The organism is Streptomyces sp. NPDC048643, assembly GCF_040650615.1.
Lineage (GTDB): Bacteria > Actinomycetota > Actinomycetes > Streptomycetales > Streptomycetaceae > Streptomyces.
In genome coordinates this window covers 364,675-384,751 of sequence record NZ_JBEZHO010000001.1, presented here as the reverse complement: position 1 = coordinate 384,751, position 20,077 = coordinate 364,675, and the positions used below count along the sequence as shown (strand labels likewise).

Sequence of the window (20,077 nt, the reverse complement as noted above, 5' to 3'; positions counted from 1 at the left end):
CGCTCCCCTTCGGCGGTCGCTCCGGAGACCTCTTCCGAGGTGCCCGGCTGCCTGACGTGCGGCGGCTGGAAGGTCGTGCGGGCCTTCACTGGCCGGATGTTCGGCGGCCGGGCGGCCTGCTCAGTTCTGGTGGGACTGGTAGTGCGCGACCGCGTCCGAGGTGCGGCCGGCGCCGTAGACCCGGAGGAACTCTGCCAGTTCCGGATGGGTCGGGGCGAGGGTGTCCGCCGCGTCGATGATGTCTCCGGCGGCGGCGACCGACCGCAGCAGGGACTGGATCTCACGGACCACACGCTTGACCGTCGGGGCGCCCGAACTGGTCGTGGACTGCGTGGTGTTGCTCAGCACCGATCCCCCCTGGGACTTCTTGATCTCGTCCATCCGCTCGGTCGCCTCGGCGGCGCTGACGCTGCCGTCGGCGACCTGACCCGCCAGGTCCTGCAGAAGCTGTACGCGCTGGACCACCGCGGGATTGCCGATCTTGGCCCGCTGACCGCTCATCAGCTGCGACAGCATGGGAGCGGAGAGGCCCAGCACGCCGGCAAGACGGGCCTGGTTCAGGCCCAGGTCCTCTATGAGCCTACGGAAGAGCGCCCCCAGAGGCTCCCCGTACCAGTTCCGCTGCAGCTCCCGGGCTCTCGCGGTTGCTTCCTGCTGTGCGGCGTCCATTGCGTCTCCCCATCGCTTCCCCAAGTACCGCGGTTCGCTGTCGCGAACCACGTCGAGCATCTTACGGAGAGTGGTCGTCCACGGGGACCCCCAATCTTTTTGCGAGATCCCGGGGGTGACCCGGTACTCTGGTCTGCGGCGCCCGTCGACAGGTGGTTCCTGTGGCCGGACGCTCCTCTTACGGGGCCTTAGCTCAGTTGGTAGAGCGCTGTCTTTGCATGGCAGATGTCAGGGGTTCGACTCCCCTAGGCTCCACAACCCGGACCGGCCAGACGCCCTCAGCGGCGGCTGGCCGGTCTTTTGCATGTTCGGCTCCCACCGTCGGCAGGTCCGTCGAGTGACGCCTTCCGGGTGGGATCCAGGGCATCGAGAAGGCGACCGGTGAACTGCGTCACGCGCGTTCTCTTTGCAGTCGTTGCATTTCTTTGCGCAAACGTGGACTGGAGGAAGGGTGCTCGCGGTGGCCGTACGGACGTCGGCTGCGGCGCCTCGGTCGGGCGGTCGGAGTTCGAGCCCCTGTGTGAGCTGGCATGCGGCAGGTCGCGTAGCCGTGCAGGTGCAGCCCGTCAACAACATCTCCACGGATGCTGCACACGAAGACCGTTGCAAACGTCATCGCGATCGGGGTGGGTAAATCGGGCCCGAGGCGGCCGGTCGTTGTTCCACGTGAAACATCGCCGCGGGGCAGGAGACCCTCAAGTCTCCTGCCCCGCGGCGATGTTGTGAGTCGGCCGGGCTCAGCGCAGATCGTCGCGCTCGGCCGCCTCTTCCTGTGCTTCCTTGACCTGCACCTCGGGGTCCAGGTCGGACTGGCCGCTGCCGTCGACGGACGTCAGGCGCCCGGTCTCGGGTACCTCGGTCGCGGCCGGCGGTTCGACCAGCCAGTCGGGGTTGGCCTGCTTGTCCCACCACTTCCAGGCGGCGAAAGCACCGCCCGCCACGATCCCCAGCACGGCCAGTCCCTTCACGAGACGGCCGGTCCTCGCCCGCCGCTCGTGCTTGCGGACCAGCTTCTGGATCTCCTTCGGCGAGACCTGACCACGCAGCGCGGCAATGGCCGCCGCGCCACGGGACGCGGCTTCCTCCCCGACGGGCTGAGCGGCTGCCACCGCCTGCTCGATCTTCGGCTTGGAATAGACGGCGGCCTGGCGAGCCGCCTTCCGGGTGCGCACGGCCGCCTCTTGGGCAGCCTGGTCGACCTTCGGCGGAACATGAGTGCGGGCCTGCTCAAAGCGCGGCGCGAGATGGGCGTCGTACTGCACACGGGCCTGCTCGGCGGCCTGCGACACCTTCGGCGCCAGCCGAACGCGTGCTTCGGTCGCGTAGTACGCAGCCCTGTCCTTGGCGGTGTCGGCGTAAGGCGCCACCACTTCCGCGGCGTGCAGCACGCTGTCCTTCGCCGAGCCGGTCGCGGCGCGCACGCTGTCGATGCGGGTCACGGGTTTCCTCCTCCTCGGTGGCGTACGTCGGGGGTTCGGGTACCCCCAAAGACACACAGTTCACCTTTCCACCCCTACGGGGATCATGCCCGCCTGACGGGGCCGGGGCATGTGAGGACGGGCATCCGTGTCACGGGTGGTGAGTCCTGGGACGACGGACCCGCCTCAGCCGGTCAGGTGTCGATCACATGAGATAGCGGAAAAATACGGGCAACGGGAGCTTGTCGTCGACAATGTCACGGATCGCCGCCCCTCGCCTCCGTCCCGGAAGGACTCGGCCTGATTTCTCCAAGCCCGTTGCGCGGATGCCCGCCCCGGCGGTGGCGGACGGGCGTCCGGGGTCCCCGTCCGTGCGAGGATCGGTCAGTCAAAAGAAGGCAACGGAAGGCAGATCGTGGCCGAGCAGCTTTACGCCACCCTGAAGACCAACCAAGGCGACATCGAGATCCGGCTTCTGCCGAACCACGCGCCCAAGACGGTCCGGAACTTCGTCGAGCTCGCCAAGGGTGAGCGTGAGTGGGTCAACCCGGAGACGGGTGCGAAGTCGACCGACAAGCTGTACGACGGCACGGTCTTCCACCGGGTGATCAGCGGCTTCATGATCCAGGGCGGTGACCCCCTCGGCAACGGCACCGGTGGCCCCGGCTACCAGTTCGAGGACGAGTTCCACCCGGACCTGTCCTTCAACAAGCCCTACCTGCTCGCCATGGCCAACGCCGGCCCGGGCACCAACGGCTCGCAGTTCTTCATCACCGTCTCCCCGACGGCCTGGCTGACCCGCAAGCACACCATCTTCGGCGAGATCACGGACACGGCCAGCCAGAAGGTCGTGGACGCCGTCGCCGCCACGCAGACCAACCCGCGCACCGACCGCCCGGTCAACGACGTCGTCATCGAGTCGGTCGTCGTCGAGACCCGCGAGGGCTGAGCCGGCCGGATCCGCGCCGTCAGGTGCGGAGAATCAGGGCAGGACAGCCCCGGCTTCGACCGATCAGGCGGGGAACCAAACGCCCCGTTCATCCGTAAGGATGGACGGGGCTGCGCGTTGTGCGCACGGACCCGTTGTGAGCGCGTGCGAGCCGCCGTACGGAGATTGAGGGGACCCCATGGACCAGCCGCCCGGCAGCCCGCAGGGGCCGCGGGACCAGGGATCGCAGGACGCCCACGACCTGCCGACCTGCTATCGGCACCCGGACCGCGAGACAGGGGTGCGCTGCACCCGCTGCGAGCGTCCGATCTGCCCGGAGTGCATGGTCAGTGCCTCCGTCGGCTTCCAGTGCCCCGATTGCATCCGCGGCGGCTCCGGCACCGGGCACGCCTCGACGGCCACGCAGCCCCGGACGATCGCAGGCGGCACGGTGACCGCGGACCCGCGGTTTGTGACCAAGGTGTTGATCGGCCTCAATGTGGCCCTCTACCTGGTACAGCGCGTGGTGGGTGACTCGTTCACCGACCAGTTCACCCTCTTCGGCCGGGCCTTGCTCTCCGGCGAGCTCCAAGGTGTGGCCGAGGGCCAGTGGTACCGGATGCTGACGTCGATGTTCCTCCACGGCAGTCCCACCCACATCATCTTCAACATGCTCACCCTGTGGTGGATCGGCGGTCCGCTGGAGGCGGCTCTCGGCCGGGCCCGCTATCTCTCCCTCTACTTCATCTCCGGCCTTGCGGGCAGCGCACTCTGCTACCTCCTCACCGCTCCCAATCAGCCGTCGCTCGGTGCCTCTGGTGCGATCTACGGCCTGTTTGGAGCCACAGCCGTCCTGATGCGACGCCTGAACAGCGACATGCGCCCGATCATCGCCCTGCTGGTGATCAACCTGATCTTCACCTTCGGCTGGAGCGGTATCGCCTGGCAGGCGCACATCGGTGGGCTGGTCGCCGGTGTGGTGGTCGGCTACGCGATGGTGCACGCACCGCGTGAACGGAGGAACCTCGTCCAGTACGGAGTGTGCGCGCTCTTCCTGGTCGTCGTCGTGGGGACGACGCTGCTGAGGACCGCTCAGCTCACCTGAGGACGTCCTCGGCTCAGGTGAGGGGTGATGTTGTCCACAGACTGTGGCGGATCTTGTGCACGCTGTGGGGGAACAGCTGTGCCCCCTGTCACTGACCTGAGTTTCCGCAGGTCGGACAGGGGGCGAACAGGTTTCCGGATCCCGGTAGGTCAGTCACACCGGCGTCAACCGCTGATGAGTTATCCACAGATCGTCTTTCTTTTCCACCTGTGGACAACTGCTGTGGATAACTCAGTGGATAGCCGTGGGCAGAGCTGGCGCCCGACTGCTCACCTGTGAGTGGAAGGAGTCACTTCCACTGCGTGGAGACACCGAATCCGGCCGCGATGAAGCCGAAGCCGACCACGATGTTCCAGTTGTCGAGGGCGTCGATCGGCAGGCTGCCGTCTGTCACGTAGAAGACGACGATCCAGGCGAGGCCGATGAGGAACATGGCCAGCATGACCGGGGCGACCCAGGTGTTGCTGGTCAGCTTGATGGTGGACGCCTGCTTCGCCGGGGGCGGCGTGTAGTCGGCCTTCTTGCGGATACGTGACTTCGGCACGAGGGTCTCTCCTGTCGATGCGCTGCGTGGCCGCGCAGGGAACTGGGGCGGGCTCCGGGGCAGCGTACAAGGGGACACTGAGTGCTCCCCCGGGCGTCCGTTAGCGTAGTGCTTCCGCGGCGCCTAAGGAGATAAGGGTACGTTGAGCAATTCTGCCGACTCCCCCGGGACGGGTCCCAGTCCTGCCGGAAAGCGCCGTTTCCGGCCTGTACGCGTGCTCACGGCGGCCGTCTTCGCCCTGGCCGGGCTCATCTTCTTCACGAGCTTCGACACGGCCAAGGGAACGAACATCCGGACGGACACCTCCCTGCTGAAGCTCTCCGACCTGATCCAGGAGCGCAGTCACAAGAACGCGACGCTGGACGAGTCCAACGGTGCTCTGCGCGACGACGTGGACTCCCTCGCCGGCCGCGAGGACGGCAGCAGTGAGGCCGAGGACGCCAAGCTGGCCGCCCTGGAGCAGCACGCCGGCACCAAGAAGCTCAAGGGCAAGGCCGTCACGGTCACGCTCAACGACGCTCCGCCGAACGCCACCGCCAAGCTGCCCGGCTATCCCGAGCCCCAGCCCGACTACCTCGTCATCCACCAGCAGGACCTCCAGGCCGTGGTCAACGCCCTGTGGCAGGGCGGCGCCGAGGGCATCAAGGTCATGGACCAGCGGCTGATCTCCACGAGTGCCGTGCGCTGCGTGGGCAACACCCTGATCCTCCAGGGCCGCGTCTACTCGCCCCCGTACAAGATCACCGCGATCGGTGATCCGAAGAAGCTGCAGGACGCGCTCGCTGCTTCCCCGGCGATCCAGAACTACATGGTCTACGTCAACGTCTACGGGCTCGGCTGGAAAGTCGCGGAGAACGGGACGGTGACTCTTCCCGGCTACTCGGGCACAGTGGATCTCCACTACGCGAAGCCCGTGGAGTAACCGCGCGCCATCGCGGAGCAGTGGGCGAAGCCTGTTGAGCGAGCTGCCGCCAGGGGGACCTTGTGTCGGTGCGAGTGGTCGTCAGGACCATCAGTGAGCTGTGCATCACGGTGGGCAGCCTCATCGTGCTCTTCGTGGTCTACGTGCTCTTCTGGACCGGCGTGAAGGCCGACAGCGCGATGGACCACCAGATCGACGTCCTCCAGAAACAGTGGTCGAAGGGCGCGGTCACCCAGAAGCCGACCACCCCCGACGACCCCTCGGCTTCTCCGGCTCCCTCCGGCTCCGCGGGGGCCACGGCCGGTGCCGCCTCCGCGACCCCGAAAGAGCCGGGCCCGTACAAGTACGGGGGCCCCTTCGCGGTCATGTACATCCCGCGGCTTGGTTTCACGTGGAACAAGCCCGTGCTCGAAGGCACCGCCACGAACGTGCTGAAGAAGGGGCTCGGCCACTACCGGGGTACCGCCCAGCTCGGCCAGGAGGGCAACTTCTCGGTCGCCGGCCACCGGCGCACGTACGGCGATCCCTTCAAGGACTTTCCACGGCTGCGACGCGGAGACGCGGTGGTGCTCACCGACGGGACGACCTGGTTCACGTATCGGATCGACAAAGGCCCCTACAAAACCGTGCCGTCGGACATTGAGGTGATCGACCCTGTGCCACGTAAATCCGGGTACACGCGGCCGGGGCGCTATCTCACGCTGACCACGTGCGATCCGGAGTGGGGTCACAGTCACCGGCTGATCGTCTGGGCGCACCTTGATTCCACGCAGCCTGTGGAGGCAGGGAAACCGGCGGCTCTGCGCCGTTAGTCTGTTGACGTACGGCGACGGAAGGGACGGCATGTACGGCTGGATCTGGCGGCATCTGCCGGGGACCGTGTGGGTGAAGGCCCTGGTCTCCCTCGTGCTCGTCCTGGCAGTGGTCTACGTGCTGTTCCAGTACGTCTTTCCGTGGGCCGAACCGCTGCTGCCCTTCAATGATGTGACGGTGGACAACCAGTGAGCACGCGCATCCTCGTCGTGGACAACTACGACAGCTTCGTCTTCAACCTGGTCCAGTACCTGTACCAGTTGGGCGCCGAGTGCGAGGTGCTGCGCAACGACGAGGTGTCGACCGCGCACGCACAGGACGGCTTCGACGGCGTTCTCCTGTCCCCGGGGCCGGGCGCTCCCGAGCAGGCCGGCGTCTGCATCGACATGGTCCGGCACTGCGCCGACACCGGGGTCCCCGTCTTCGGCGTCTGCCTCGGGATGCAGTCGATGCAGGTGGCGTACGGCGGGGTCGTCGACCGGGCCCCCGAGCTGCTGCACGGGAAGACCTCGCTCGTGGAGCACCACGGCAAGGGCGTCTTCGCCGGTCTGCCGTCGCCGTTCACCGCGACCCGCTACCACTCGCTGGCGGCCGAGCCGGAGACGGTCCCGGCCGAGCTCGAGGTCACGGCCCGCACGCACGACGGCATCGTCATGGGCCTCAGACACCGCGAACTCCCCGTCGAGGGAGTGCAGTTCCACCCCGAGTCAGTACTCACCGAGCACGGCCACCGGATGCTCGCCAACTGGCTGCACGAGTGCGGAGACAAGGTCGCCGTGGCGAGGTCGGCGGGGCTCGCCCCGGTGGTGGGCAGGGCCACGGCGTGACCGCGCTGCGCCCCGAGCGCGAGAGTTCCTCCTACGGCGGCCAGGCCGCTTACGGGGGCGCTGACGCGTTCGAGGGTGCGGGCACCCAGGCGTTCGGTGGCGCGGGTGGCTTCGAGCCGGCGGTCGGAGGGTTCGCCGACCCACTGACGGATCCCTTGCCGGGTCAAGCACAGGCACAGGGGCAGGCCCAGACACAGGCCCAGGCCCGGACCCAGGAGTACGGCCCGGACGGGTATGGACTCCAGTGGTCCTCCGGTCAGCCACCGGCACCGCAGCCGTCGCGAACCGCCCGGTCCGCCCCACGCTCCGCGTCGTCCTACGAGGAAGCGGTCGCCGCGCTGCCCCTGGACGACGAGACGGTCGCGTTGCGGCTCGCCGATCTGCCGAGGACCGGCGAGGGAAGCCCGGCCGGAACCGCGGGGACGTCCGCACCCGGTGGCCGTGCGGCCCGTCGTAAGGCGGCCAGGCGCCGCGGACGGCACGGGGGCTCCCAGGAGCCACAGGGGCCACAGGAGTCCGCTCAGGGGGCCGCTGAGGCCCCTCTGAGCCGGATGGAGGCCCGACGGGCGGCCCGGGCGCGCAAACCCAGCACGGGTGTCCTGGTGAGCCGGATGATCGGCGAGGTGTTCATCACCACCGGCGTCCTCATGCTGCTGTTCGTGACCTACCAGCTGTGGTGGTCGAACGTGCGGGCGCACCAGCAGGCGGGCAGCGCCGCTCATCACCTCCAGCAGGACTGGGCGGACGGCAAGCGGAACCCCGGGACGTTCTCGCCCGGGCAGGGGTTCGCCATCCTGCACATCCCGAAGCTGGACGTCGTCGCGCCGATCGCCGAGGGCATCAGCAAGACGCAGGTGCTCGACCGGGGCATGGTCGGCCACTACGGCGAGGGCGATCTCAAGACGGCGATGCCGGACGCCAAGACGGGCAACTTCGCGCTCGCCGGGCACCGCAACACCCACGGCGAGCCGTTCCGCTACATCAACCGGCTCCAGCCGGGCGACGAGATCGTGGTCGAGACGCAGGACGACTACTACGTCTACAAGATGTCGTCGATCCTTCCGGTCACGAGTCCGAGCAACACCAGCGTGCTCGACCCGGTCCCCAAGGGGTCCGGGTTCACGGCACCGGGCCGCTACATCACATTGACCACCTGCACACCGGAGTTCACCAGTAAGTACCGGATGATCGTCTGGGGCAAGATGGTCGAGGACCGGCCACGCAGCAAGGGAAAACCGGACGCGCTGGTCGGCTGACGGCGCCGGCCGGGCAGCGGGCGGGGACGCACGAAACGCATGAACGCGCCAAGCGCACAGGACGCGGGACGCGTGCGTGCACGCGGCACACGTACGCGAGACAACAGCGGGACAGAACAAGACGGGGCGGATGAACAGTGGCAGCGAGCACCGACCACGACGAGCGCGCCGCGGCGGAGGCCGGATCCCCACCGGACGGTGAAGCGACCACGGACCGCCGGCGCATCGGATGGTTCGCGATGATCGTCAGCGTCTTCGGTGAACTGCTGATCACCACGGGCCTGGTGCTCGGACTGTTCGTCGTCTACTCGCTGTGGTGGACGAACGTCGTCGCCGACCGGGCGGCCCACCAGCAGGGCGACAAGGTGCGCGACGACTGGGCGCAGGGCAGAGGACCCGGCGGCCCGGGCGCCCTGGACACCAAGGCGGGCATCGGCTTCCTGCACGTTCCGTCGATGAAGAACGGCGAGGTCCTCGTCGAGAAGGGCACGTCGACGAACATCCTCAACGACGGTGTCGCCGGCTACTACACGAACCCCGTCAAGTCGTCCCTCCCGACGACCGGCAAGAACGGCAACTTCACGCTCGCCGCGCACCGGGACGGCCACGGCGCGAAGTTCCACAACATCGACAAGGTCAGGAAGGGCGACGCGGTCGTCTTCGAGACCAAGGACAAGTGGTACGTGTACAAGGTCTTCGGCATCCTCCCGGAGACCTCGAAGTACAACGTCAAGGTTCTCCAGACGGTGCCCAAGCAGTCAGGGAAGACGAAGCCGGGGCACTACATCACGCTGACCACGTGCACGCCGGTGTACACCTCCCGCTACCGCTACGTGGTCTGGGGCGAACTGGAGCGCGTCGACAAGGTCGACAACGCCCGGACGCCGCCGAAGGAACTGCGCTGACTCCACGGCCACCGCCACGGGCCCGGGCACGAGCACGGCCACGAGCACGAGCGCGGGCATGCGGGACATGGCACAGGGGCCCGGTACTCCTCGGAGTACCGGGCCCCTACATGGTGGCCTTGCCAGTTCAGCGGCTAGTTGCCGCCGATGAACCCGCCACCGCCGTTGTCGTTCCCGCCGTTGTTGTTGCCCCCGATGTTGACGGTCGTGAGGGTGACCGTCGTGTTGTCGGGGCTGTCGACCGGGCTGTTGGCGCCTGGGTTCTGCTGGATCACGGTGGCGCCGTCGCTTCCGTCACTGCCGGGGGCGAACTGGATGTTGTTGAAGCCGGCCTGCTGCAGGATCTGCTTGGCCTCGTTCACCTTCTTGCCGACGACGCTCGGCACGGCGGACTGCTTCTTGGCCTTGCCGATCTGGATCTGCACCTTGGAGTTGGGATCCACCTTGTTGCCGGCCGTAGGCGTCGTGGCGATGACCTTGCCGACCAGGTTCTGGTCGTCGGTCTCGACGTCGGTGCACTCGCCCACGAGGTTGCTGGCCGTCATCTGCGCCTTGGCCTGGTCGCAGTTCTTGCCGGAGACGTCGGGGACGGTGGACTGCTTCTTCTCCCGGGCGACGGTCAGCGTGATCGTCGAGCCCTTCTGCACCTCTTCGCCGAGCTCCGGATCCTGGTCCAGGACGGTGCCGGCCTTCTCCGTGGACTCCTCGGACTTCGTCTCGACGTTGAAGCCGTACTTCTCGTCCTCGAGGATGTCCTTGGCCTTGTCCAGGAGCTCGCCCTTGACGCTCGGAACCGCCACCTTCGGCGCCCCGGTGGACACGACCACGTCGATCGTGTCGCCCTTCTTGACCGTCGTGCCCAGAGCCGGGTCCTGGGAGCAGACGTTGCCCTTCGGCTCCTTCTCGCACGGCTTCCGCGTGGGGGAGAGCGTCAGATCGCGGTTGTCCGCCATCTTCTGGGCGGCCGAGTACTTCTGGCTGACGAAGTTGGGCACCTCGAAGGAGTCGTCGCTGCCCGCTCCGTTGCCCCCGACCAGGTACTTGCCGATCAGGATCGCGCCGATCAGCACCAGGACACCCGCGACGACCAGAAGGATCGTCGAGGTGTTGTTGTTGCCGCTCTTCTTCTGCCGGCGGCGGTCCGGGCGGTCGTCGTAGCCGTAGCCGCCGTCGTCCGGGTTCATCGGCGGCAGCATCGACGTGGGCTGCGCGTCCGAGGAGCGCAGGGCCGTGGTCGCCTGGTCGTCACCGTAACCGCCGTATCCGACGGAGCCCATGGCGGCGGAGGCCGCGACGGGCTGGCCGTCGAGGCAGGCCTCGATGTCGGCGCGCATCTCGTCGGCGGACTGGTACCGGTAGTCGGGGTCCTTGACGAGGGCCTTCAGCACGATCGCGTCCATCTCGGGCGTGATCTCGGGGTCGAAGACCGACGGGGCCTGCGGCTCCTCGCGGACGTGCTGGTACGCGACGGCCACCGGGGAGTCGCCCACGAAGGGCGGCCGCACGGTCAGCAGTTCGTACAGCAGGCAGCCCGTGGAGTAGAGGTCCGAGCGGGCGTCGACCTGCTCGCCCTTCGCCTGCTCCGGGGAGAGGTACTGTGCGGTGCCGATCACGGCGGCGGTCTGCGTCATGGTCATACCGGAGTCGCCCATGGCGCGCGCGATGCCGAAGTCCATGACCTTGACCTGGCCGTTGCGCGTCAGCATCACGTTGGCCGGCTTGATGTCACGGTGGACGATGCCCGCGCGGTGCGAGTACTCCAGCGCCTGGAGGATGCCGATGGTCATCTCCATCGACCGCTCGGGCAGCAGCCTGCGGCCGGAGTGCAGCAGCTCTCGCAGCGTGGACCCGTCGACGTACTCCATCACGATGTACGGGATGGAGGTGTTGTCGATGTAGTCCTCACCCGTGTCGTACACGGCGACGATCGCGGGATGGTTGAGCGAGGCGGCCGACTGGGCCTCCCGGCGGAACCGAGCCTGGAACGACGGGTCACGCGCGAGGTCAGCCCGCAGCGTCTTCACCGCCACCGTGCGCCCGAGCCGGGTGTCATGCGCGAGGTAGACCTCCGCCATGCCACCACGGCCGAGCACGTGGCTCAGCTCGTACCGGCCGCCGAGGCGACGCGGCTCTTCCATAGCTACCTACCAGCCCTCTCCGTCGGTCCCGACCGCACCTTTGTGTGGTCCGGCGGTGTGCTGTCCGGGCATACCGTACCCGGATCGCCTTGTGTGACCTGGCCAAGACCGTCACCCGTGACAGGACCGGTATCGCAACGTGCACCGATGTGAAGGGGACGTGATCGGGGTCACTTCTTGCTGTCGATGACTGCCTTCATCACGTCCCTTGCGATGGGAGCGGCGAGACCGCCACCGGAGATGTCGTCGCGGTTGGCGCTGCCGTCCTCGACGACCACGGCCACGGCCACCGGGGAGCTGCCGTCAGGCAGCTTCGCGTAGGAGATGAACCAGGCGTACGGCTTCTCGCTGTTGTCGACGCCGTGCTGGGCGGTGCCGGTCTTGCCGCCGACCGTGTAGCCGGGGATGGCGGCCCTGGTGCCGGTACCGCCGGGCTTGATCACCGTCTCCATCATCGACTGGAGGACCTGGGCGTTCTTCTCGCTGAGCGGCTGGCTCAGCTTCTCGGGGTCCGTGTGCTCGATGACGTCGAGGTTGTGGGTGCTCAGTTCGCTCACCATGTACGGCTTCATCAGGGCGCCGTCGTTGGCGACCGCGGAGGCCACCATCGCCATCTGGAGCGGGGTGGCGGCGGTGTTGTACTGGCCGATCGAGGACAGCGCGGTCTGCGACTGGTTCATGTCGTCGGAGAAGACCGAGGAGCTGGAGCGGATCGGCGTGAACTGCTCGGAGCCGAAGCCGAACTTCTTGGCCTCCTCCAGCATCTTGTCGTTGCCGAGGTCCGAGCCGATCTTGCCGAAGACCGTGTTGCAGGACACCTGGAGCGCGGTGCGCAGGTCGGCGTTCTTGCACGGCAGGTTGCCCTCGTTGGGCAGCTTGGTCGTGGTGCCGGGCATGGTCCACGGGTCGGGAGAGTCCGTCTTGGTGTCCGCGTCCGGGACGAGCCCGTTCTCCAGCGCGGCGGCGGCGGTGACGACCTTGAAGGTGGAGCCCGGCGGGTACGTCTCGCGCAGCGCCCGGTTGAGCATCGGGTCGTCGGGGTTCTTCTTCTTCTGGAGGTTCTCCCACGCCTTGGAGTCCGTGGTGGTGGAGTTGCCCGCGAAGGTGGACGGGTCGTACGACGGCGTCGAGGCCAGCGCCAGGATCGCTCCCGTCTTGGGGTCGATCGCCGCGACGGCGCCCTTCTTGGCGCCGAGGCCCTCGAAGGCCGCCTTCTGCGCGGCGCCGTTCAGGGTCGTGACGACGTTGCCGCCCTGCTTCTTCTTGCCCGTGATCATGTCGAGCGTGTTCCGGAAGAAGAGCCGGTCGTCGTTGCCGGTGAGGATGCCGTCGTCGATCTTCTCGAGCTGGTTGGCGCCGAAGGCCTGCGAGGCGTAGCCCGTGACGGGGGCCCACATCGCGCCGTCCTTGTACGTGCGCTTGTACTCGTAGTCGCCCGTCTTGGACTTCACGGACCCGGTGATCGGGTTGCCGTCCACGATGATGTCGCCGCGCGGGGTGGCGTAGCGCTCGATGTTCACGCGGCGGTTGGCCGTGTCCGTGCGCAGCTCGTCCGCCTGGACGTACTGGAGCCAGTTGTCGCGGAGGAGCAGGGCGAGGACGAGCAGCCCGCAGAAGATCGCGATACGGCGCAGGGGCTTGTTCACGGTCGGACCACCTGGGTCATCTCGGCGTCAGGGCTGGGGGCCGGCGCGGGGGCCGGCCTGCGCGCGGTGTCGCTGATGCGGATCAGGATGCCGATGAGCGCCCAGTTGGCGATGACGGAGGAACCGCCGTACGCGAGGAAGGGCATCGTCATACCGGTCAGCGGGATAAGGCCCATCACACCGCCGGCGACCACGAAGACCTGGAGCGCGAAGGCGCCGGAGAGGCCGACGGCGAGGAGCTTGCCGAACGGGTCGCGGGCAGCGAGGGCCGTGCGGACGCCGCGCTCGACGATCAGACCGTAGAGGACCAGGATCGCCATGATGCCGGCGAGGCCCATCTCCTCGCCGAACGTGGCGAGGATGAAGTCGGAGTTGGCGGCGAACCGGATCAGCTCGGAGTGACCCTGGCCGAGGCCGGTGCCGAGGGTGCCGCCGGAGCCGAACGCCCACAGGGCCTGCATGGCCTGCTCGGAGTGGACTCCGGGCGCGCCCGACTGGCTGAGCTTGTACTCGCCCATCGGGTTGAGCCACGCTTGGACACGCTGCTGCACGTGGGGCTCGAAGGTCGCCACGCCGACCGCGCCCGCCGCGGACATCAGCAGACCGAAGACGATCCAGCTGGTCCGCTCGGTGGCGACGTACAGCATGATGATGAACATTCCGAAGAACAGCAGCGACGTACCGAGGTCGGTCTCGAACACCAGGATGAGGATCGAGATGAACCAGACGACCAGGATCGGGCCCAGGTCGCGGCCGCGCGGCAGGTAGAGACCCATGAAGCGGCGGCTGGCCAGGGCGAGCGCGTCGCGCTTCACCATCAGATAGCCGGCGAAGAAGATCGCCAGGACGATCTTCGCGAACTCACCGGGCTGGATGGAGAAGCTGCCGACGTGGATCCAGATCTTGGCGCCGTAGATGTTGGCACCGAGACCGGGGACGAGCGGCAGGAGCAGGAGCACCAGGGCGCCGACCATGGAGATGTAGGTGTAGCGCTGCAGGACGCGGTGGTCCTTCAGGAACACCAGGACGACGACGAACAAGGCGATGCCGAGCGCGGTGTACATCAGCTGGCGGGGCGCCGCGGTGCCGGCCTGCTTGATCTGCTGGAGCAGCTTGGACTGGTCGAGGCGCCAGATGACGACCAGACCCAGCCCGTTCAGCAGCGTGGCCACCGGCAGCAACAGTGGATCCGCGTACGGAGCGAACTTCCGTACGACGAGGTGGGCGACGGCGGCCAGCAGGCCGAGGCCCAAGCCGTAGCTCAGCAGCCCCGCGGGCACCTGGTCGTCGATGGCGAGGCCCACGTTGGCGTAGGCGAACACCGGGATGACAACGGCGAACACCAGCAAGGCCAGTTCGGTGTTGCGTCGGCTCGGTGCGCCGATCGATCCGATCGTGGACGTGTGGTGCGTCGGCGTGTTCGTACTACTGCTCATCGTGTGACAGGGCCCCTCACGGCTTCTTACTGCTTACCGCACAGCGAGACCAGCTTCTGCTCCTCGTCGGAGAGGCTGGGGCCGGGTGTGGGAGTGGGTGCGGTCGTGGACTGGGAGGACGAAGGAGTCGGGCTCGGGCTGGACGTGGCCTTGGACGTCAGGGAGGTCTTTGTGGTTCCCGTGGTCCCGCCGGCCTTGCCCTCACCGGTCTTCGCGTTGTTCTCGCTCTCGGCCGCGCGGCGCTGCGCGTCCTTCTTGCATGCGGAGGCCTGGACGGAGAGCTCGTCGACCTTCGACCTGGCGTCGCCGAGGCCGCCTTCGGCGATGGTCTCCTTGACCTGCTTCTGCTGGTACGGCGGCAGGTACTTGAGTTCGATCTCGGGGTGATCCTTCTCCACCTTCGAGAGCGAGACCCAGGCGAGGTCCTGGCTGATCCCGCGGTACAGGGCCACGTGCTCGCCCTTGGTGCCGACGTAGTACTGCGTCTGCGTCCAGCGGTAACCGCCGTACAGGCCACCGCCGATGACGGCGAGCGCCAGGACGGTGTAGAAGGATCTCTTCAGCCACCTGCGGCCCTTGCGCGGCTTGACGAAGTCCTCGTCGGAGTAGTCGCCGAAGCCGCCCGTGGACACGTAGCCGGTGGTGTCGCCGCTGCCGGGCGGGCCGAACTCGCCGCCGCCGCCCTGTCCGGGGACCTGCCGGCCGAGGCTGGAGGCACGCCCGGCGGGCGTCTGCATCGCGCCGTTGTCCTGGAGCTGGAGCTGGTTCTCGGCGACGGCGCCGACCACGACCGGGGTGTCGGAGAGCTGGGCGGCGAGGGTGTCGCCGGAGTCGATGTCGAGGACGTCGGCCACGATGACGGTGATGTTGTCCGGGCCGCCGCCGCGCAGCGCGAGCTGGATGAGCTCCTGGACGGTCTCCTGCGGGCCCTGGTAGCTGGCGAGGGTCTCCTCCATCGTCTGGTGGGAGACGACGCCGCTGAGGCCGTCGGAGCAGATCAGGTAGCGGTCGCCGGCGCGGACCTCGCGGATGGAGAGGTCCGGCTCGACGTGGTCGCCGCTGCCCAGCGCGCGCATCAGCAGGGAGCGCTGCGGGTGGGTGGTGGCCTCTTCCTCGGTGATGCGTCCCTCGTCGACGAGGCGCTGCACCCAGGTGTGGTCCTGCGTGATCTGCGTGAGCACGCCGTCGCGCAGCAGGTAGGCGCGGGAGTCGCCGACGTGCACGAGGCCGAGGCGCTGGCCCGTCCACAGCAGGGCGGTGAGCGTGGTGCCCATGCCCTCCAGCTGCGGGTCCTCCTCGACCATCAGCCGGAGCTGGTCGTTGGCGCGCTGCACGGCGGTGCCGAGCGAGGTGAGGATGTCGGAGCCGGGCACGTCGTCGTCGAGGGCGACGATGGTGGAGATCACCTCGGAGCTGGCGACCTCACCGGCGGCCTGGCCGCCCATCCCGTCGGCGATCGCGAGCAGCCGGGGACCGGCGTAGCCGGAGTCCTCGTTGCCCTCGCGGATCATGCCTTTGTGCGATCCGGCGGCGAAGCGCAGTGACAGACTCATGCGCACCTCGCCCGTCGGCTCCGGGTACATCCGCACGGTGCCCACCCTCCGGTCGGGAGCGCGCCGGGATCCATCACGTGGACCGCCGCCGCGTGCTCGCTCCGCTCGCGCTCATTCATGACGTGGCACTACTTCCGCAGCTCGATGACTGTCTTGCCGATGCGGATCGGCGCGCCCAGCGGAACGGGCGTGGGGGTCGTCAGTCGGCTCCGGTCGAGATACGTGCCGTTGGTGGAGCCGAGATCCTCGACGATCCACTGGCCGTCCCGGTCCGGGTAGATCCTGGCATGCCGACTCGACGCGTAGTCGTCGTCCAGCACGATGGTGCTGTCGTGGGCGCGGCCCAGGGTGATGGTCTGCCCCTGGAGGGCGACTGTCGTGCCCGTGAGGGTGCCCTCCGAGACGACCAGCTTGGACGGGGCGCCACGGCGCTGCCGGCCGCCGCCGCTGGGCGGCGGTTGCTGCTGGCGCTGTTGCGGAGGCGCGGCCTGTCGCGCGGCCTGCTGAGGCCGTTGGGCCTCCCGGCGCGAGCCGCGCTGCGTGACGCGCGTTCCGAACAGGTCGCTGCGGATGACCTGCACGGCCACGATCACGAACAGCCACAGTACGGCCAGGAAACCCAGCCGCATGACCGTGAGGGTCAGCTCTGACATTGCCCCCGCTTCACCCTTCGGCTTGCCGGTAAATGATGGTGGTGCTGCCCACGACGATCCGCGAGCCGTCGCGGAGCGTAGCGCGGGTGGTGTGCTGCCCGTCCACCACGATGCCGTTGGTGGACCCGAGATCCTGGATCGTCGGGGGCGTTCCGGTCCGGATCTCACAGTGCCGGCGGGATACGCCGGGGTCGTCGATCCGCACGTCGGCTTCGGTGCTGCGGCCCAGCACCAGCGTCGAGCGGGAGATCTGATGGCGTGCGCCGTTGATCTCCACCCAGTGCCGCATTCGGGAACCCGCCGCCGGAGCGGCCGGGGGCCTGGCACCCGAGGGTGCCGCGCCCGGACGGCCGCCGGGCGGCGGCGCGGACGGCATGGGAGGAGCGGCCGCGGGCGGGTAGCCGTAGCCACCCTGGGCTCCGCGGGGTGCCGCCGGGGCGGGGCCCGCGGGGGCACGCTCCGGGGACTGCTGGTTGGCGGAGGAGGCGAGCGTACGGCTGCGCACCCGGTAGAGCCCGGTGTCGAGGTCGTCCGCCTTCTCCAGGTGGACCTTGATGGGTCCCATGAAGGTGTAGCGCTGCTGCTTGGCGTAGTCGCGGACCATGCCGGCGAGCTCGTCGCCCAGCTGGCCGGAGTACGGGCTGAGGCGCTCGAAGTCCGGCGTGCTCAGCTCGACGATGAAGTCGTTGGGGACGACGGTCCTGTCGCGGTTCCAGATCGTGGCGTTGTTGTCGCACTCGCGCTGCAGCGCTCCGGCGATCTCCACGGGCTGGACCTCGGACTTGAACACCTTGGCGAAGGTGCCGTTGACCAGACCTTCGAGACGCTGCTCGAACTTCTTCAGGACTCCCATGGGGCACCTCCTCCTGCGTAGCCGTCCTGGTACAGCTTGCTGTCGTCTACCTGATCCTGCTGGCCCTGCTGGTACTGCTTACTGATCGTATCCACGCGTCGGGAAATCGGCTGGTTCCCCCTGTCGGCCCGGTCGACAGGTTGTCGACGGCTTCGGAAGTCCCCTCCGCACGTTCCCTGAGAGGGCCCTCTTCGAACTCTTCCCGGCACTACTCCTGCCATGGATCGTAGAGGCGCCCCGCGACCAGTGTCCCGCACCTGACTGTGCGGCCCGTCCGGCTCCTGGAGAGATGGGCAGGACCGGTACGAGGTTGATACGTGAACCGGTTCGGTCTGAGACGTGTGGGGCGGAACGGTGTCCTTGTGACCGAACCGGCCTGCGGCGGAGGTGAGGCCGCGAGGGGTACAGGCCGGGCGGCACACGGGCACCGGGCCTGGGACGTCCCACGCCGGGGCGGTGGACGGCGGGTGCCCGGGGCTGGGAAAAGGGATGTGAATCCACCCCTGACAGCGTGCTAATCTTCTGGATGTCGGCAGGCGCTCGCACCACTCGGTGGGAGACGGACGACACACCCAATGCGCGGGTGGCGGAATAGGCAGACGCGCTGGATTCAGGTTCCAGTGCCCGAAAGGGCGTGGGGGTTCAACTCCCCCCTCGCGCACAGCTGAAAGCCCCGCAGGTCCTCGGACCTGCGGGGCTTTTGCGTTGTCCGCGCCAGTGCCCGAGGTGATTCCGGGTGGTGTGCCGACCGGATCTGGTCCGGAACCGTCCGGAACCGGTCGATTGCCCCTACAGGGCGCGTGATGGACCGTCACGGCCGGACCGCTCCGGCCCGGCTCGTCGCCCCGCCGGGCAGGCGGCGGTGGCGCCCCTAAGTGTGACGATGCTCTCAGATGCCCGGTGATGGGCTTCCCCCTCGTCGGGCCGGTGAGCCGTTTTCCGGCGAAGTCCCGCGAAAAGTGGGCGGAGCCACACGGAAAGCGCGCCGAGCCCCGCAGGGTGAGGAGGGCTGCCCTGCGGGGCTCGGTGTCGTCGCCGACGAGGGGGCGGAGGGATGCCGACGGTCGGCTGTCCCGGCCGCGGGGTTACGCGGCGAGGCGCTGCGCGACGTCCTTCGCCTTGGCGGCCGCGTCCTGGAGGGCCTTGTCGCGGGACGCCTCGAAGAGGGGGACCAGCTCGGACATCGCCGGGTTGCTCGGCGCCATGGTGAGCTCCGGGACGATGAAGTCGAGGTCCAGCTCGAGCATGTCGCGCAGCACCGCCTCCAGGTAGTTCTGCACGTACTCGAAGCCCGCGCGCGGGGTGCCCGGCGCGTACGAGCCGCCGCGGCTCGCGACCACGGTCACCGGGGTGCCCTTGATCTTCGAGTCCTCGGCCATGGCCGTGCGGCCGATCAGCACCACGTTGTCGAGCCACGCCTTGAGGGTCGAGGGGATGGAGAAGTTGTACATCGGGGCGCCGATCAGGATCGCGTCCGCGCGCTCCATCTCCTCGATGAGCTTCACGCGCGCGGCGAAGGCCTCGGCCTGCTCGGGGCTGTGGGTGTCCGGGGTGGCGAACCCGGCGGTGTGGGCCTCGGCGGTGATGTGCGGCACGGGCTCGGCGGCGAGGTCGCGGTAGATGACCGTGCCGTCGGGGTGCTGCTCCTGCCAGGCGGTGCGGAAGGCGTCCGTCACGGCACGCGAGGCGGAGGCGCTGCCCGGGAAAACGGACGAGTCGATGAGGAGGAGGGTGGCCATGGGGATCTCCAAGAAGAGCGGGGTGAACCGATGGAGCCCGCAGGCCCGGGGAGGGCCGTGGGGCGGAGCCCTGGCGGGCTCTTGGTGCCGAGTCCGGTCGACCTGGTGAGGGCGGGCCCGGGCAGGGCTTCGGAAACGGACCCAGGGCAGGGCGGCGCACGGACGGCGACGCGAAGCCCTGGAGGGCTTCTCATTCGTACCTAACTAGAGATAACACAGCTACTTACTTTTTTTCATCCCCTTGTGTGGACGCAGTACTCTGGAGGCATGGCAGAACCGGGAAGCCACGACGCGGGGCCGTGCCAGAAGGTCGACGACGGCATGACCCGTGTCTTCACGCTGCTCGGAAAGCGCTGGACGGGCCTGGTCGTCGCGGTTCTGATGCAACATCCCGTCCACTTCGCCGAGTTGCGCAGAGCGATCCCCGGAATCAGCGAGCGGATGCTCTCCGACCGGCTCACCGAGCTGGCTGTGGCCGGCCTGGTCGTGCGCGAGGTCAACGAGGGGCCTCCGCTGCGGGTTGCGTACCGCCTGACGGAGGCCGGAGCGGCACTGGAGCCCGCGCTCAAGGAACTGGGCGCCTGGGCGGAGATGTATCTGCCGGGGAGCGGGCCGTGCCCGGGAGAGCTGCGGAAGTAGGCCGGGGCGGGGCGTGACCGACGTCTCCCGAAC

19 protein-coding genes and 2 tRNA genes are annotated in these 20,077 nt (G+C 68.3%); 11 read left to right on the top strand and 10 right to left on the bottom strand.

All coding sequences use genetic code 11. The features are described from left to right. Positions 1–120: 120 nt before the first annotated feature. The gene (locus AB0C62_RS01695; protein ID WP_037689714.1) at positions 121–669 is read right to left on the bottom strand and encodes a transcriptional regulator; all 549 of its coding nucleotides are present in this window, start codon (positions 667–669) and stop codon (positions 121–123) included. Between the two features lie 182 nt (positions 670–851). Here AB0C62_RS01695 and AB0C62_RS01690 point away from each other — a divergent pair. Beyond that, positions 852–924 (top strand) — tRNA-Ala (locus tag AB0C62_RS01690). Between the two features lie 482 nt (positions 925–1,406). Here AB0C62_RS01690 and AB0C62_RS01685 read toward each other — a convergent pair. Further along, positions 1,407–2,108, bottom strand: coding sequence for a DUF5324 family protein (locus AB0C62_RS01685; protein WP_362969084.1), 702 nt, complete (start codon positions 2,106–2,108; stop codon positions 1,407–1,409). A 394-nt stretch (positions 2,109–2,502) separates the two neighbouring features. On the opposite strand from AB0C62_RS01685, the gene AB0C62_RS01680 reads away from it, so the two are divergent. Both AB0C62_RS01680 and AB0C62_RS01675 read left to right on the top strand, forming a co-directional pair. After that, positions 2,503–3,036 (top strand): peptidylprolyl isomerase, encoded by a 534-nt coding sequence (locus AB0C62_RS01680; protein ID WP_362969083.1) that lies wholly within the window; start codon positions 2,503–2,505, stop codon positions 3,034–3,036. Positions 3,037–3,214: 178 nt separating this feature from the next. Then, positions 3,215–4,120 carry a rhomboid family intramembrane serine protease gene (locus AB0C62_RS01675; RefSeq protein ID WP_362969082.1) on the top strand — a complete coding sequence of 302 codons (906 nt, stop codon included), beginning with the start codon at positions 3,215–3,217 and terminating at the stop codon, positions 4,118–4,120. 289 nt (positions 4,121–4,409) lie between these two features. Here the strand turns inward: AB0C62_RS01675 and crgA are convergent, their stop codons facing one another. Further along, on the bottom strand, positions 4,410–4,664 hold the full coding sequence (crgA, locus tag AB0C62_RS01670) for a cell division protein CrgA (protein ID WP_081218355.1): 255 nt from the start codon (positions 4,662–4,664) through the stop codon (positions 4,410–4,412). Between the two features lie 142 nt (positions 4,665–4,806). On the opposite strand from crgA, the gene AB0C62_RS01665 reads away from it, so the two are divergent. The 6 genes from AB0C62_RS01665 to AB0C62_RS01640 all read left to right on the top strand — a co-directional run bounded on the left by AB0C62_RS01665 (position 4,807) and on the right by AB0C62_RS01640 (position 9,387). Further along, complete coding sequence (locus AB0C62_RS01665) at positions 4,807–5,586, top strand: DUF881 domain-containing protein (RefSeq protein WP_362969081.1); 780 nt, start codon at positions 4,807–4,809, stop codon at positions 5,584–5,586. Positions 5,587–5,654: 68 nt separating this feature from the next. Next, positions 5,655–6,398 (top strand): class E sortase, encoded by a 744-nt coding sequence (locus AB0C62_RS01660; protein ID WP_362969080.1) that lies wholly within the window; start codon positions 5,655–5,657, stop codon positions 6,396–6,398. A 31-nt stretch (positions 6,399–6,429) separates the two neighbouring features. Next, on the top strand, positions 6,430–6,591 hold the full coding sequence (locus AB0C62_RS01655) for a hypothetical protein (protein ID WP_107482591.1): 162 nt from the start codon (positions 6,430–6,432) through the stop codon (positions 6,589–6,591). Further along, positions 6,588–7,226: an aminodeoxychorismate/anthranilate synthase component II gene (locus tag AB0C62_RS01650; RefSeq protein ID WP_362969079.1), complete on the top strand. Its 639-nt coding sequence runs from the start codon at positions 6,588–6,590 to the stop codon at positions 7,224–7,226. The genes AB0C62_RS01655 and AB0C62_RS01650 overlap by 4 nt, the downstream gene beginning before the upstream one ends. Beyond that, the gene (locus AB0C62_RS01645) at positions 7,223–8,482 is read left to right on the top strand and encodes a class E sortase (protein ID WP_362969078.1); all 1,260 of its coding nucleotides are present in this window, start codon (positions 7,223–7,225) and stop codon (positions 8,480–8,482) included. Before AB0C62_RS01650 ends, AB0C62_RS01645 begins: the two co-directional genes overlap by 4 nt. 239 nt (positions 8,483–8,721) lie before the next feature. Beyond that, entirely contained in the window at positions 8,722–9,387 is a 666-nt protein-coding gene (locus AB0C62_RS01640; protein WP_164372981.1) for a class E sortase, read from the top strand. Positions 9,388–9,521: 134 nt separating this feature from the next. Here the strand turns inward: AB0C62_RS01640 and pknB are convergent, their stop codons facing one another. The 6 genes from pknB to AB0C62_RS01610 all read right to left on the bottom strand — a co-directional run bounded on the left by pknB (position 9,522) and on the right by AB0C62_RS01610 (position 17,666). Continuing rightward, on the bottom strand, positions 9,522–11,525 hold the full coding sequence (pknB, locus tag AB0C62_RS01635; RefSeq protein WP_362969077.1) for a Stk1 family PASTA domain-containing Ser/Thr kinase: 2,004 nt from the start codon (positions 11,523–11,525) through the stop codon (positions 9,522–9,524). Between the two features lie 170 nt (positions 11,526–11,695). Next, entirely contained in the window at positions 11,696–13,171 is a 1,476-nt protein-coding gene (locus AB0C62_RS01630; protein WP_362969076.1) for a penicillin-binding transpeptidase domain-containing protein, read from the bottom strand. Beyond that, positions 13,168–14,607, bottom strand: coding sequence for an FtsW/RodA/SpoVE family cell cycle protein (locus AB0C62_RS01625; protein WP_081218363.1), 1,440 nt, complete (start codon positions 14,605–14,607; stop codon positions 13,168–13,170). The genes AB0C62_RS01630 and AB0C62_RS01625 overlap by 4 nt, the downstream gene beginning before the upstream one ends. Before the next feature lie 26 nt (positions 14,608–14,633). Next, a complete protein-coding gene (locus AB0C62_RS01620) occupies positions 14,634–16,160 on the bottom strand; it encodes a Stp1/IreP family PP2C-type Ser/Thr phosphatase (protein ID WP_239155399.1) in 1,527 nt (508 codons plus the stop codon). Between the two features lie 128 nt (positions 16,161–16,288). Next, a complete protein-coding gene (locus AB0C62_RS01615) occupies positions 16,289–16,813 on the bottom strand; it encodes an FHA domain-containing protein (protein WP_362969075.1) in 525 nt (174 codons plus the stop codon). A gap of 10 nt (positions 16,814–16,823) precedes the next feature. After that, positions 16,824–17,666, bottom strand: coding sequence for a DUF3662 and FHA domain-containing protein (locus tag AB0C62_RS01610; protein ID WP_362969074.1), 843 nt, complete (start codon positions 17,664–17,666; stop codon positions 16,824–16,826). A gap of 577 nt (positions 17,667–18,243) precedes the next feature. Between AB0C62_RS01610 and AB0C62_RS01605 the strand changes: the two genes are divergently transcribed. Then, positions 18,244–18,327: transfer RNA gene (locus tag AB0C62_RS01605), tRNA-Leu, on the top strand. A gap of 424 nt (positions 18,328–18,751) precedes the next feature. Here AB0C62_RS01605 and AB0C62_RS01600 read toward each other — a convergent pair. Further along, positions 18,752–19,405 carry an NAD(P)H-dependent oxidoreductase gene (locus AB0C62_RS01600; RefSeq protein WP_362969073.1) on the bottom strand — a complete coding sequence of 218 codons (654 nt, stop codon included), beginning with the start codon at positions 19,403–19,405 and terminating at the stop codon, positions 18,752–18,754. A 267-nt stretch (positions 19,406–19,672) separates the two neighbouring features. On the opposite strand from AB0C62_RS01600, the gene AB0C62_RS01595 reads away from it, so the two are divergent. Further along, positions 19,673–20,044, top strand: coding sequence for a helix-turn-helix domain-containing protein (locus AB0C62_RS01595; protein WP_362969072.1), 372 nt, complete (start codon positions 19,673–19,675; stop codon positions 20,042–20,044). The last annotated feature ends 33 nt before the right edge of the window (positions 20,045–20,077 follow it).